Annotated in this window: 8 protein-coding genes and 2 pseudogenes; 9 read left to right on the top strand and 1 reads right to left on the bottom strand. The window is 36.9% G+C overall.

Annotated features, from left to right (window positions below):
- Positions 1 to 4: 4 nt before the first annotated feature.
- The 4 genes and pseudogenes from JCM10512_RS00575 to JCM10512_RS00590 all read left to right on the top strand — a co-directional run bounded on the left by JCM10512_RS00575 (position 5) and on the right by JCM10512_RS00590 (position 3,400).
- Positions 5 to 591 (top strand): annotated as a pseudogene (locus JCM10512_RS00575) (RnfABCDGE type electron transport complex subunit E).
- A gap of 21 nt (positions 592 to 612) precedes the next feature.
- Positions 613 to 1,185: an electron transport complex subunit RsxA gene (rsxA, locus tag JCM10512_RS00580; protein ID WP_044159357.1), complete on the top strand. Its 573-nt coding sequence runs from the start codon at positions 613 to 615 to the stop codon at positions 1,183 to 1,185.
- A gap of 208 nt (positions 1,186 to 1,393) precedes the next feature.
- Positions 1,394 to 2,428 carry a UDP-glucose 4-epimerase GalE gene (gene galE / locus JCM10512_RS00585; RefSeq protein ID WP_044159360.1) on the top strand — a complete coding sequence of 345 codons (1,035 nt, stop codon included), beginning with the start codon at positions 1,394 to 1,396 and terminating at the stop codon, positions 2,426 to 2,428.
- Between the two features lie 303 nt (positions 2,429 to 2,731).
- Entirely contained in the window at positions 2,732 to 3,400 is a 669-nt protein-coding gene (locus JCM10512_RS00590) for a hypothetical protein (RefSeq protein ID WP_044159363.1), read from the top strand.
- Here the strand turns inward: JCM10512_RS00590 and ispE are convergent.
- A pseudogene (ispE, locus tag JCM10512_RS00595) lies at positions 3,395 to 4,218 on the bottom strand (4-(cytidine 5'-diphospho)-2-C-methyl-D-erythritol kinase). The gene JCM10512_RS00590 and the pseudogene ispE overlap by 6 nt on opposite strands.
- 184 nt (positions 4,219 to 4,402) lie before the next feature.
- Between ispE and dnaB the strand changes: the two are divergent.
- The 5 genes from dnaB to JCM10512_RS00620 all read left to right on the top strand — a co-directional run bounded on the left by dnaB (position 4,403) and on the right by JCM10512_RS00620 (position 14,370).
- Complete coding sequence (dnaB, locus tag JCM10512_RS00600; protein ID WP_044159366.1) at positions 4,403 to 5,962, top strand: replicative DNA helicase; 1,560 nt, start codon at positions 4,403 to 4,405, stop codon at positions 5,960 to 5,962.
- 1,389 nt (positions 5,963 to 7,351) lie between these two features.
- Positions 7,352 to 8,488 (top strand): radical SAM/SPASM domain-containing protein, encoded by a 1,137-nt coding sequence (locus tag JCM10512_RS00605; RefSeq protein WP_148298210.1) that lies wholly within the window; start codon positions 7,352 to 7,354, stop codon positions 8,486 to 8,488.
- A gap of 288 nt (positions 8,489 to 8,776) precedes the next feature.
- On the top strand, positions 8,777 to 11,074 hold the full coding sequence (locus JCM10512_RS00610; protein WP_044159369.1) for a carboxypeptidase-like regulatory domain-containing protein: 2,298 nt from the start codon (positions 8,777 to 8,779) through the stop codon (positions 11,072 to 11,074).
- A gap of 4 nt (positions 11,075 to 11,078) precedes the next feature.
- A complete protein-coding gene (locus JCM10512_RS00615; protein WP_044159372.1) occupies positions 11,079 to 12,275 on the top strand; it encodes a hypothetical protein in 1,197 nt (398 codons plus the stop codon).
- Positions 12,276 to 12,543: 268 nt separating this feature from the next.
- Complete coding sequence (locus tag JCM10512_RS00620) at positions 12,544 to 14,370, top strand: O-antigen ligase family protein (RefSeq protein WP_158332161.1); 1,827 nt, start codon at positions 12,544 to 12,546, stop codon at positions 14,368 to 14,370.
- The last annotated feature ends 98 nt before the right edge of the window (positions 14,371 to 14,468 follow it).

Here is a 14,468-nt window from a genome sequence, read left to right on the forward strand (position 1 = left end):
GGCTATGAATAACTTTAAAGTTTGATGAATGGGATTGTCAAAGAGAATCCAATATTCGTGCTCCTGCTGGGAATGTGTCCGACACTGGGAACGACTTCATCCGCCCTTAATGGGATGGGGATGGGATTGGCAACCATGTTTGTGCTGATTTGTTCCAATGTGGTGATCTCACTGGTTAAGAATCTGATTCCCGATATGGTGCGCATCCCTTCTTTTATCGTTATAATTGCGTCGTTTGTGACCTTGTTGCAGATGGTTATGCAAGCTTATGTGCCTGAATTGTATGCAACACTGGGACTTTTTATTCCTTTAATTGTTGTGAATTGTATTGTACTGGGGCGTGCTGAAGCTTTTGCTGCCAAAAATAATGCCTTAGCTTCGATGTTTGATGGTTTAGGAATGGGACTTGGATTTACGATTGCTCTTACTTTACTGGGAGCCGTTCGTGAGTTTTTGGGTACCGGGAGAATATTTGACTATACGATCTTACCGGAAGAATATGGTATGTTGATCTTTGTTTTGGCTCCGGGAGCCTTTATTGCTTTGGGATACCTGATCGCTTTAATAAATAGCTTGAAGAAAGCCGAATAATCAACTGTAAATTAAAAGAATATGGAATACATATTGATCTTCATATCAGCAATATTTGTAAATAATATAGTACTTTCACAGTTTCTGGGTATATGTCCATTCCTGGGCGTTTCTAAAAAAATAGAAACAGCCATCGGCATGAGTGCGGCAGTAGCTTTTGTACTCACTATAGCTACGATTGTGACCTTTTTAATTCAGAAATATGTGCTTGATGCGTTTGGTTTGGGTTATTTACAGACCATTACATTTATTTTGGTTATCGCAGCTTTAGTACAGATGGTCGAAATAATACTTAAAAAGGTTTCCCCCGCTTTGTATCAGGCATTGGGGGTATTCTTGCCTCTTATTACCACAAATTGTTGCATCCTGGGTGTAGCTATTTTGGTTATTCAAAAGGAGTTCGATTTATTGACCGGTGTGGTCTATGCTTTTTCTACAGCACTGGGATTTGGACTTGCGCTTGTGCTTTTTGCCGGACTTCGCGAACAGATGAGTTTGGTCAAAGTACCTAAAGGCATGGAGGGGACTCCAATTGCTTTAATTACTGCAGGCTTACTGGCTATGGCATTTATGGGCTTTTCTGGCGTTGTCTAAAAGCAAAGTTCTCCTTAATTATAAGGTAAAGGATGATGGCTTACAGAAATACAATAAGTGAATGCTCTCACCCTGGCTTTTTTGTCTCTTTTCTTGTAAAATTAAATGTTGCAAAAAAACAACTTAAATCATTGAGTTCTCATTTTATTTCTATAATTTTGCCAGATCAAAGCAGATTAAAAGCCGAAAAACTAATATACTTATAAATATGAAAGAAAAAATCTTAGTAACGGGTGGAACCGGATATATTGGTTCTCATACCGTAGTAGAGTTACAAAATAATGGCTACGAAGTAATTATCATCGATAATCTATCTAATTCAAGTGCTGATGTAGTCGACAATATTGAAAAGGTATCAGGTATTCGTCCCGCCTTTGAGAAATTGGATTGCCTTGATTACGAAGGACTCGATGCCGTATTTACTAAATACAAAGGAATTAAAGCGATTATTCATTTTGCAGCCAGCAAAGCTGTTGGTGAATCTGTCCAGAAACCTTTGCTCTATTATCGTAATAATCTGGTTTCTTTAATTAATTTGCTAGAGTTAATGCCTAAACATGAAATCGGAGGTATTGTATTCTCTTCGTCTTGCACTGTTTATGGTCAACCCGATGAGCTTCCGGTTACAGAGAATGCTCCGATAAAAACAGCTGAATCTCCTTATGGTAATACCAAACAGATTAACGAGGAGATTATTCATGATACTGTAGCTTCAGGCTCGCCCATAGCGGCTATCTTATTGCGCTACTTTAATCCAATTGGTGCGCATCCAAGTACATTGCTAGGAGAGTTACCGAATGGTGTTCCTCAAAACCTGATTCCATATCTTACGCAGACAGCCATTGGAATTCGCGAGAAGTTGAGCGTTTTCGGTGATGATTATGATACACCTGATGGATCATGTATTCGTGATTTTATCAATGTAGTCGACTTGGCTAAGGCTCATGTTGTAGCTATCAATCGTATCTTAAATAAAAAGCAGAAAGAGAAAGTTGAAGTGTTCAATATTGGTACAGGATGCGGCTTATCAGTGTTGGAATTGATAAACGCGTTTGAGAAAGCAACTGGTGTGAAATTGAATTACCAGATTGTAGCTCGTCGCTCCGGTGATATTGAAAAAGTATGGGCGAATCCAGAGTTCGCAAATAATGAATTGGGCTGGAAAGCAGAGACTTCAATTGAAGAGACTTTGCGTTCAGCTTGGAATTGGCAATTGAAACTTCGCGAAAGAGGTATTCAATAAGCCTATAATCTTTTTAATAGTTTTTTCATTAAACTCTTGTACAATATATGCATATGTGAATATACTTATATTGTAATTATCCTTTAAAGATATAAGCAAGAGTTCTCTTTTTAAAAGTTTTGTATACTCGGTGTTACGATGTGGGTCGTTTCACCGAGTATTATTATGAATATACGCGGCTGATTATGCTTCCAAACATAATTCGAATTGTATATTTTTTAGATATTTTTATTACCTTTGCGAACGAATGGGAATCAAAGTATGCCAAGTGTGTGTATATGTAAAAGTTAAAATAGGGGAAATATGGAAGACAAAGTTGGGGTATCATTGATAATGAAAACTGTTCTGAAGCGTGGTCATTCTGACAAGAAGGGAAAATTAGAAATGCGATTTGATAATGCCAATGAGCGTATGAGTCAGATCTTGGAATTACAACAGAAGTTAGGTATTACAAGTAAAACCGTTTTAAATCGCTTTATGAAGTTAAATCAACGGATTGGAGAAACACAAGTTTGTTCGATGGAGGATTTAGAGTGGTTGGAGCAAGAGTTAATCTCTTCCTCTCAAAAGCTTACTGACTACATAAAACGTAGGAATATCGAACAATCGAATGAGTTTCAGCAGGTCGGAACCTTGGAAGCTTATTCGATGGCAGAAGAAACCTTGGGGAGGCCTGAAGGAGAATCACTGAAAGATAGGGTGGACAATATTATGCGAAACGATGCTTGGTTACAAGCGTATGGGTTGCTTCATAGACGAATAGAAGCTATGTTCGCTTTTTTAGAGGTAAACACGTTGCTCGGTGATGAATTACAAGCCTTGTCGGGACGCTGGAAGGAATTGAGAACCATGCTTAATACACGCGTGCTGAGTGATTGTGAATCTTTATTCCAGATTTTGATAGAGGAGATGAATCACGTCTACCGTCCCGGAGAAAATTTATTGGCATTACTCGATAGACAAGAATTATAGCTTTCCGTCAAAGACGAAAGAATCTGAACCAAAGTCACTAGTTGGCAAAGTAGTCCCGGGAGCGAAAAGTCCATATACGGAAGAACCCGAACCGCTCATAGAAGCATAGATCGCCCCTTGTTTGTATAGTGTTTCTTTTATCTCTCCGATCTCCGGATGTAAGGGAAATACGCTTTCCTCAAAGTCATTGCTTAGCATTTTTTTCCAGGTACTTACGGGAAGGTTGATAACCTCTTCTAAGGCATGTTGAGGAGTTCGTGGGCAGATATGTGCGAACGCGTCTCGGGTAGAAACGAAAATATTCGGCTTGACAACTCTAATCACATAGCCTTGGAGCGAAAGGTTTATTGGAGAAAACTGATTGCCTATGCCTTTGGCAAGAGTTGGAGCGTTTTTTATAAAAAAAGCGCAATCAGCTCCTAATTCGCTGGCATATGTTTCTAGCTGATTCTCTGATAAATCTAGTTGAAAGTGTTTGTTGAGCAGTTTAAGCATGAAAGCCGCATCCGATGAGCCACCTCCATTCCTGCGCCGGAAGGGATATGTTTGTATAGATGAATCTCAATAGGAGGAAGATGAAATAGTTTATCTAACAGTAGATAGGCTTTAACTGCCAGATTTTCTCCGGCAGTACCATTTATCTGTATGCCGTATTGATATAACAAAAATTTAGAGTCAGCATTGGGAAGTGTTCTGATTTCAAGAGCATCTTCCAGCGGAACGGGATAAAAAACAGTCTCTAGATTGTGGTATCCGTCCGGTCGCTTGCCGGTTATGTATAGTCCCAAATTGATTTTGGCATTTGGAAAAGTAATCATCTTTTGTTTACGATTTATAAGTTGCTAATTTAGAAAAACTATTTATCCGCGACAAAGTTAGCAAAATCTTCATTTTTCTTTATTTAATCCTCATTATAATATTCTATCTTTGTCATCCCTTTCATGTACGATTGAATTTGTTGAAGAGATAAAGGGAGAATATTAAATAGTTAATAAATTAAGAATGGCCGAGCAAAAAAGAAATACCCGTAATACGAAGACAAAAGTACAACCAGTGAATGACTATGGGCGTATCCAACCACAAGCGCTAGAATTGGAAGAAGCGGTTCTGGGTGCTCTGATGATTGAGAAAGATGCTTATTCGCTAGTTAGTGAAATACTTCGTCCGGAATCTTTCTATGAGCATCGGCATCAGTTGATTTATTCTGCGATTACTGACCTCTCCGTAAATCAAAAACCTGTAGATATTCTTACGGTAAAGGAACAATTAAGCAAGCGGGGAGAACTTGAAGAAGTAGGAGGCCCTTTTTACATTACTCAATTGAGTAGTAAGGTTGCTTCTTCGGCTCATATAGAATATCACGCCCGTATCATTGCACAGAAATCCTTGGCTCGTGAACTAATTACTTTCACCAGCAATATACAGAGTAAAGCCTTTGATGAAACGCTGGACGTAGATGATTTGATGCAAGAAGCCGAAGGTAAGTTATTCGACATTTCACAACAAAATCTTAAAAAAGACTATACACAGATCAATCCTGTGGTTGATGAAGCTTATAAGTTAATCCAAAAGGCGGCAGCTCGTGCAGATGGCTTGAGCGGTCTTGAAAGTGGGTATAACAAGCTTGATCAGATGACTTCCGGATGGCAGAATTCCGACCTTATTATTATCGCTGCTCGTCCGGCAATGGGAAAAACCGCATTTGTACTTTCAATGGCGAAGAATATTGCGGTTAACTATCGGAATCCGGTAGCTCTATTCTCGCTTGAAATGAGTAACGTACAGTTGGTGAATCGTTTGATTTCGAATGTATGTGAGATACCCAGTGACAAGATTAAGAGTGGACAGTTGCAAACCTACGAATGGCAACAGTTGGATTATAAATTAAAAGATTTATTAGACGCTCCTTTGTATATCGACGATACTCCTTCACTTTCTGTGTTTGAGCTTCGCACCAAGGCCCGTCGTTTGGTGCGGGAGCATGGGGTTCGCATGGTTATTATTGACTACCTTCAGTTGATGAATGCAAGCGGAATGGCTTTTGGTAGCCGCCAGGAAGAGGTGAGTACCATTTCTCGTTCTTTGAAAGGCTTGGCGAAGGAATTAAATATACCGATTATTGCGTTGTCGCAGTTGAATCGTGGAGTTGAAAGCCGCGAGGGGATTGATGGTAAGCGTCCTCAATTAAGTGACCTTCGTGAATCGGGAGCTATCGAGCAGGATGCCGATATGGTGTGCTTTATTCACCGTCCCGAGTATTACAAAATATTTCAAGATGACCGGGGAAATGACCTGCGTGGTATGGCAGAAATTGTTATTGCCAAACATCGTAATGGTGCAGTAGGAGAGGTGTTACTTCGATTTAAAGGGGAGTTTACTCGTTTCTCCAATCCGGAAGATGATATGGTTATTCCGATGCCGGGAGATTCGAATGGAGCTATGTTAGGGTCGAAGGTTAATACCGATTCATCTGGTTCCGTACCTCCACCCGAACCGGATTTTATACCTCAATCGAACAATCCGTTTGGAGCACCGGGAGGAGATGGTCCTTTGCCTTTCTAATTTTATTCGAAAGTATCTTACATCTTATTCGCTTTTTATGTATTTCGCTCAATTGGGGCGAAAAGAAGACTAGAAGCCTGTACCTTGCTTGGGTTCGTAAAAAGGCTGACGGAGTTAAGATTATAAATATAGTAATATGAAAATTAATCCCGACTTATTCTTATGAGTTGATTGGGACTTTAGTCTCTTTAGAGAATATCCATTAATACGGGTTACCAACCTTGAAGGAGAAAAACTCTTCCAAAAGATATTCGAATTGGAACCAACAATGACTTCAAGGAAGTTCGAATTTTACAAGAGTTACCAGAAAAACGCAAAACATGTGAATTGAGAAACTGTACCGAGATTCCTTTTACTTCCTTGATCACTCTTTTGGTTTAAAAGAGACAAAGGAAGGCTTTTTCTGTAGGAGGCAACCTAGCTTAATGCTTTTGAAGTTTTAGACCCTTTTTTTGATGCCAAATAGATCAAGAATCTGATTAGTAATATCTATACTAACTTCTCTGTTATGAGCCGATTCTTCGCAATCCCTGCCCAACTTCAAGATTGTAAGTGCCATCTGTAATAAACAAAAGGAAGTCTTGTGCGCTTACTGGAAGCCTTATATATAACCTTTAGGTTATATGGCAGATGCTAGCTATTGTGAAAGGGGATTTGTTATTCCACATATATGAAGCTTCTTTGGGAAGCCATCAGTTAGCTTTTTATTTGATGTATTAAGATCTACAAATGTTTTGGGGTGCTTTTTTATCTTTGAAATAATCGGATTTTAAAGTAAGGGAACACCAATTTCCACAAATCGTAATCTATGTTATTAGCATGCATGGGAGGTTTGGTAATAAGTATGTGAACTATATCATGTTTTCTGTTATAGATATTTTAAAAGATACTTCGATGTTAAAGAATTAATTGTTGAGCAGATTCGAATCAGCTTTCTTATGAAGATACAAATTAACTGGAGGTCATCTATTCCGTATAAAAGGAACTAGAAAGTCTTCCTTTTTGTAAATCAGCTCTTTGAAGAGGAGGAATAATTGTTCATTCTACACAACTATTTGGTATATTCGCCTAAAACAGGTTCTTTTTTTTATATATATAATAAAAACACATACATTTGCCAATGTAATTATTTGAGATTTTATTTTAAATTAAATACTTAAACACTATGAAACACGCAAGAGCATCATCGTATATAATACCTGTAAAACTAAAAGATGGGAGATATATGTTGATTCATGGTTATACGGGAGCTGTTGATATCATAACAGAAGGATTGCTAAAAAAATAGAATCAGTATCTCAGAGGACAGATTTATCTTTCGAAACAATTCAAACACTTCAGAAGAGAGGATATATTACCAATAAAAATCGAGAAGAAGAAATAGCTTATGTGAGGAAGCTTGCAGATGTATTAGGTAAAAGAAATTCCTTTTGTCGAAAAACATTTACCTTATTAGTTACTTATAACTGTAATTTCAAATGTCCTTATTGTTATGAGCAAGAAAGTGTTATGAAATATCCATCCTTCGTTATTTCTGAAAAAATGGTTGATCATTTTTTTGAAATGATCCCTAAAATTGAACCCGATGAAGAGCTATGGAGAAGAACCATCGATCTATTTGGAGGAGAACCCCTTTTAAAAGAAAATAAGGATCGGATTAAATACATTATTAAAAAAGGAAAAGAACGTGGATTCAAATTCTCTGCAACAAGTAATGGATATGATTTAGTATATTATGAAGAGTTATTATCCACTGATGCTATTGGTGTGGTTCAAGTGACTATTGATGGGAGTAAATATGTTCATGATAGTAGGCGAGTACATGTTACTGAAATCGGATCTTTTGATGTAATTATTAATAATATAGAGATGTCATTGAGAAAAGGGATTTCAATTATTGTAAGAATTAATATAGATAATACAAATGTAGGAGAAGTAGTAAAACTTGATAAGTATTTTCGGGAGAAGGGCTTTTATTTATATGATAGTTTTATGGTGTATGCTGCTTATTTGGGGGGGGAAGTTAATTTTAATCCAGAAACATATAACAATGAAATCAGTTTATCCGGTACCTATGATGATTTTTTTGAAGTGTTTAAAAATAAAGATCATAAAGTTAAGCACAATTACACATTGTATAATAGACTTTACAATGCTATAGAAAGTAAAAAATCGATACCACTTTCCTCTTGCCATTGCGATTCCCACTATTCAAATTATGTATTTGACCCTTTAGGCAATATTTATACATGCCTAGAATTAGTTGGGAAAAAAGAGCATTCTATTGGTACATATAATAGAGCTGATTTGAAATGGAATGAAAATGCTGCTCGTTGGCAAGAGAGAAATATTAGTAGTATTGCTGGGTGCAATAGATGTAAATACACATTATTATGTGGAGGAGGATGTTTTGCAAAAGTGTTGCGAAATCCAAAATGTGGTGATTCATATTGTGGAGATTTCTCTACTATTTTAGGACAGGTTTGTAATGAAGTATACTTTGATTTAATGAACCCGTATGTTTAACAAATTAATTATTATTTTATGAAAGAAAAAAAAAGAGAGTAACAACGAATTGATTTCGTTAAATGAGAATCTGATCACAGAGTTTGAAATTCAACAGTTGGAAGAACGTTTGGAAACAGATCCATTGGCATTAAGTGGTTGATAAGTATTTCAGCACCAGAAAATTCACTGGCATGTTTCGTGATTACATGTGATTCTGGATTCAAAATTGAATTTTAATCTTTAATTCAAGTTATTCTTCTTATCATAGATATTCTCTATGATAAGAAGAATAACTTTTAAAACAGCATGAGAAATAAGAAAAGATATATAATTTTATTGTACCTGATGTTGAGCTACATTTTGGCTTTCTCTCAATATAGAATGTCGGGATATTTAAATTGTTCAGATGAGAAGCAGGCAATTTCTTATGCTACGGTTCGTTTATTACAAATCGATTCAACTTTTGTTTCCGGGAGTCTGACAGACAGCACAGGTCTTTACCGCTTCGATAAGGTTTATCCGGAGAAGTATCTGATTGCTTTTAGCTCCATTGGGTATCTATCTAAAGTAGTTCCCGTAACGATACAGGCAAACGATACTGTACTTCCGGCATTCACATTAGAGAGTGATCATTTAATGTTGGAAGAGGTCGTCGTTAAAGCCAGCTCTTTTATCCGCAAGGAAGACCATGTTCTGATCCTTCCGGATAAGCAGCAGCTAAAGCATGCCAATACGGGATACGATTTACTCTATAACTTGATGATACCTGATATTGACGTAAACAGGCGTATTGGAGAAGTTACCACTTTCGGTGGTGGAGTTTCGTTATATATAAATGGGGAAAAGGCGAATTACCGTGACGTGCAGAGCCTTCGTCCGCGTGATGTTCTCAATGTGGAATATTATGACGTCCCCATAGGTAAGTACGCTGGTGATGTAGCAGCCATCAACTATGTAACCAGACAATACACATCCGGAGGTTATGTCGCGTTGGATGGTAAACAAACCATTGGTTATTTAGCGGGAGATTATAATGTAGGGGCAAAAATGAACCGTAAGCATACCACTTATTCTATGTGGGGTGGCTACAATATGAAAAGATATACTGGTACGCAAACAGAAAAGCATGAAGAAATCTACTCTCCCGACTATACGGTTAATCGTGACCGTCGGACAGAAAACGCCACGTTTGCCAACAACCAGCAATATGTGCAGTTCAAAGTGAACAACCAGACTAAATTACGCAATTTGTCGATGCAAGTATCGTTGGTACGTGATGAAACACCTAAAGACGGTCATGGTGATAACTTGATTTATTCGGGATATTATACTCACAATGAAAGTTCGTCAGAAAGGAAAAGCTCGAAAAGTTTGCAGCCTTTTATCAAGTTGTATGGGGAGTTTAACCTTCCAAAAGACCAATCGCTGGACTTTACGTTGAGAGGTTCCTATAGCCAAAATGATTATAAAAGAACCTATATGGAGGGGAGTAACTTTTTTTCGACCAATATAGATGAAGATATGTACTCGCTTGTGTTCTCTGGTAATTATAACTTGCGCTTGAGAAAAGGAAAAAGTCTGGGCGTAGGTATGCTGCATAATCATAAAGTAACATCTTCCTCCTATGCCGGAGATTATACCTCCTGGCAACATTTATGGTCTGGAGAGAGTGTGATGTTCATTACTTATACACAAAGAGTAGGTAAAAACCTAATGATGCTTATTCGTCCGGGAATTTCTTATTTGAACTACAAACTACATCGTGGAGAGCTGAAACAACATTATACCTTGAGATTTAATACCATGTTATTGCATCAAATAGACAAGAAGCAACAAGTAAGGTACTATGTGAATATCGGCAATATAACACCTGATATTTCGTTTATAAACAATGTTGAACAAACAGTTGATTTTCTACAAATCAAGCGTGGTAATCCGGACTTGGATAATACTAAACTCTATAATATAGGTGCTAATTATACCAACCAGTGGGGCTGTTTGAAATTGCACGGTGTGGTAGATTATATGGGATACCTAGACAATGTTACTTATCATTATTATTTTGACAATGATAAACTGATTAACAGCTTCCGTTCCGGAGACAATGCTCATGTATTATCAGCACGTTTAGGAGTTACCTATAACTTCTCAGATAAGCTGCGTACCAAATTATCTACTGATTATGTATTTCAGAAAACAACAGGAAAAGCTCATCTGACCGATAATAGTCTATCCGTTAAGTTGGACGTTAATTATTTCTGGAAAGACTTTGCCTTGAATGTCTATGGAAGCATAGAAACAAGTAAAGTGAATCTTTGGACTTTTGTCCATGAGAAAAGACCCGCCCGCTATGGTGCTTCTGTGAATTGGAGTCGTAAAAACTGGTATGCTGAAACTGGAGTTGATAATCTTTTCAGTCGTGGTAATTATCGCGAGTATGTAAAGCTGGATATGTATAAGTATAACCAGCTTCAGAGAAGTCGACTGAATCAATCTATCGGTTATGTGAAATTATCTTATACCTTCGATTTTGGACGTAAAACGTCACGTGAGAAGGAAGAGGTCGATAGAAGTATAAATAGTGCAATTATGAAAATCGATTAATAGAATGGAAAAGTATAATCAAATATATATTCAGAAGCTGTCCACTTCTTCTGTGAAAGAGCGTTATTTGCTTATTTCAGAAGGCAAATATTATGAAGCCAGTTCTTCTGTTGTGCAACTCCTTGTTTGCTTGCAAGAAAAAGACACTAAGGAAGAAGCAATAATTGCCTATATAGGACAAAGCAGGAATCTATTTACACCGAGGCAAATTGAAGAGTTGATAGATCGATGCATAGTGCCGATATTAGAAAATACGGAGAAAAAAAAACGATCTTTTATTTATGAACGTGAACTTTTTTCAGCTGCTTCTATAGATCGTTTTACGGATATTTTCCGTTTCTTATTCTATAAAAATCTGATGATACCCTTCATTATAATAGTACTGAGTCTGGATATTTATTTTTTCTATGCAACAGAAAATTTGCTTGCTATTAATAGTTCGATAAACGCTTATACTATAGTAGGATTACTTGTATTTATGCTTCTTTCTTCCCTTCTGCATGAGGTTGGGCATGCTTCGGCGTGCAAATTTTTTAGTGTCCATCATGGACAAATTGGTTTTGGGTTGTATTTGAACTTTCCTGTACTCTATACTGAGGTAACTGAAGTGTGGCGTCTGCGACGATGGCAACGGTGTGTTGTAAACATTGCAGGGGTATATTTTCAAATGTATATAGCTTTTGTTTTATTACTGTTTTTTTTCTTGACTGGCTCCGATATTATACGGTATATGCTGCTACTCATTAACTTTGGTTTCATTTTAACACTGAATCCTTTCTTTAAATTTGATGGTTATTGGATTGCTTCGGATATGCTGGGAGTTCCCAACTTACGTAAACGTTCACAAGAACTGCTAGTCTACTTTTTTAAGAGTATAGGGAGAAAGAGTCAAAGAGAAAAACCGTACCTGCTACAGGTGAATTGCTTGGGACGATATGGGTTGATTGTATATTCGATTGTCGTAAACCTATTTATGGGATATTACTTTTTCTATATATTGCCTAGGTTTGTCATAAGTTTCATACATTCATTCCCCGAGGAAATGAATCAATTAGTTCTTTATCTTTCCAACAATATGACTCCTTCGTTTGCTTTATTGCGCAATATGGCTATGCAATTATTATTATTAATTTTAATGGGTATTTTTGTTTTTAACTTAGTACGTGCTTTATTGGGATATGCAGGAAAAAAACAAAAATAAAACTGCTCAAATTGCTGTTGTTGTAGTTGCAGTAACAGTCATGATGTGGATGTTCCAAATGAACGATCCCTATATACTACTTTTACCATGCATATCGATCGTATGGGCTTGCTTGTATAGAAACTTTCGTTTCTCGACTATCGATTTTGTGTTAGTCTGTATTTGTATATACGATGTAGTAAACTGGTATATGTGCCCTTCCTCGGCTTTGGATGGAGCATATACCTCAGTAATTTGTATTTGTTGTTACGCATTATTAAGGAGTACTATGTATTCTAGAGAGTATCGAAACTTATTCCTGAAGATGCTTCTTTTTCCTATATTAATTGCCCTTGTTATTACATTAGTATCATTTAATCTTTTTATCGATGCTACACATGAAGTTGGATTTATTGACACATATCCTCTTCGTTTTTTGTTTAGACCCTTAGGCTATGTTACAACTGTTCTGTCAAGCATTTATATTCCTTTACTAGGGTTGCTTGCTATAGGGTGCTATTACCAGATTCCCCGCTGGCGAGGTCTTTTTGGCTTGTCTGGGGTGCTGGCATTGGTTACAATCTTTCTTTCGTTTTCACGTGCAGCTTATATTGCATGTATAGTATATGCTATCTTTATTTTAATAGTTGTAAAATCAACTCGGAAGAAGATGACTCTTCTTGCTCTCTATTTTTGTATATGTGGAACGATCTGGCTGTTTTTTCCAATAGAGGTTGCTACTACACTTGCCATGAACAAAACGATATCACAACGACAAAGTACAGAAGGGCGTTTGAAAGCAACAGAGAAAGCACTGGAGATATTTAAAGAAAACAAATGGATAGGTACTGGAGATAAAAGTTATTCTTTGACAATGGATAAAGTGATGACTCAAGATTCAACATTTGCTTTTACTCCATATGCACCGAACATAGCTATACAACTATTAATAGAAAAAGGTATTATTGGAATAATGCTCTATGTTTGCTTAGCTATAGCGGTTATAATAACATTTATGCGATGGAGAAAGCGCCCCATCGCATTGCTGTCAGGTGGATGCTTATTGGCATTTGCTATAAAAGAGATGACAATAAGTAGTATGCTAAACGATTATGTGGTTTGCTTATTGGTGTTTATTCTACTTGCCTTTTTACAAGTAGAAGCGGAAGAAGTAGAGAACAAAAAAATAATTGTTCCATCTTGGGAAAGATATGCTTTTGTTGTATTTACGGGCATGTGTTTCATTTGTTTTGAAACCTCTAATTTAAAGGAGCAGTCTGATAAGGAAAATACTCATAAGGCAGTAGAGGCATTCGGATCGGGAAACTATCTTAAAGCTGTAGAATGGTTGGAAAAAACCTCTGACCGTTTACCCTGTCGGATTAACCGGGCAATGCTCGCTGTGAATGTCCCCGATAGCCTTTTACCAGTGGGGTATCAGTTGAAAGCTGGAGAGAGTTTAGGAGAAATAACCTTACCATCAGATATTTACATTTCTTATATACAAGCGAAGTTAATGCTTAATGGAGCAAGAGAAATAGAGGCCTACCACATACTCGAAAAATTGGTAATGAACTATCCGCGTAATGCTTCCTACATGTACGAGTTTTATCAAATGTTGTATAAAAAAGGAAAGCAGCAGGAGGCTGCATTAACGTTGGCAAAGGTCCTATGGTTATACCCTAGATTTTTACATACAGAACAAGTAAAAGATGTGTTTTTTACTGATCCTATTTTTAGGGAAAAAGTGCTTGCTAATTTAACACTAGAACTAATAAAAATAGAGAATACACCCAATGCGTATGCTCGTTATGGTTATATTTCTTATTATATGGGTGAAAAAGAAGAAGCAAAGGTGTTTCTGAACAAAGCGTTGGAATTTCAACCAGGATTTGCTGTTCCGTGGCTTTTGTTAGGAAAGTTACATAAAGAGGTGGGAAAAACGAAGGAAGCAGAAGTGTGTTACAAAAAGTACAATATTTTAATGAAGGGGGTATATACAAATGATAAATTACCATTAGAAGACGAAGTACAAATATATCTAGATTCAAAGGTGGTGTTTGAAAGATATGCGAAAAAATTTCTCACGTGGTATGGCTGTGCACTGGTTTATTAATTTTTATACAAAGAATAAGATATGAGAAAAATATACTTAGTAGGAATTTGGGTTATTATAGTTGGTTCTTTATCTAGTTGCAGGCAAGAAAATCAAGC

The sequence above is a fragment of the Bacteroides reticulotermitis JCM 10512 genome (assembly GCF_000517545.1).
Taxonomy (GTDB): Bacteria; Bacteroidota; Bacteroidia; order Bacteroidales; family Bacteroidaceae; genus Bacteroides; species Bacteroides reticulotermitis.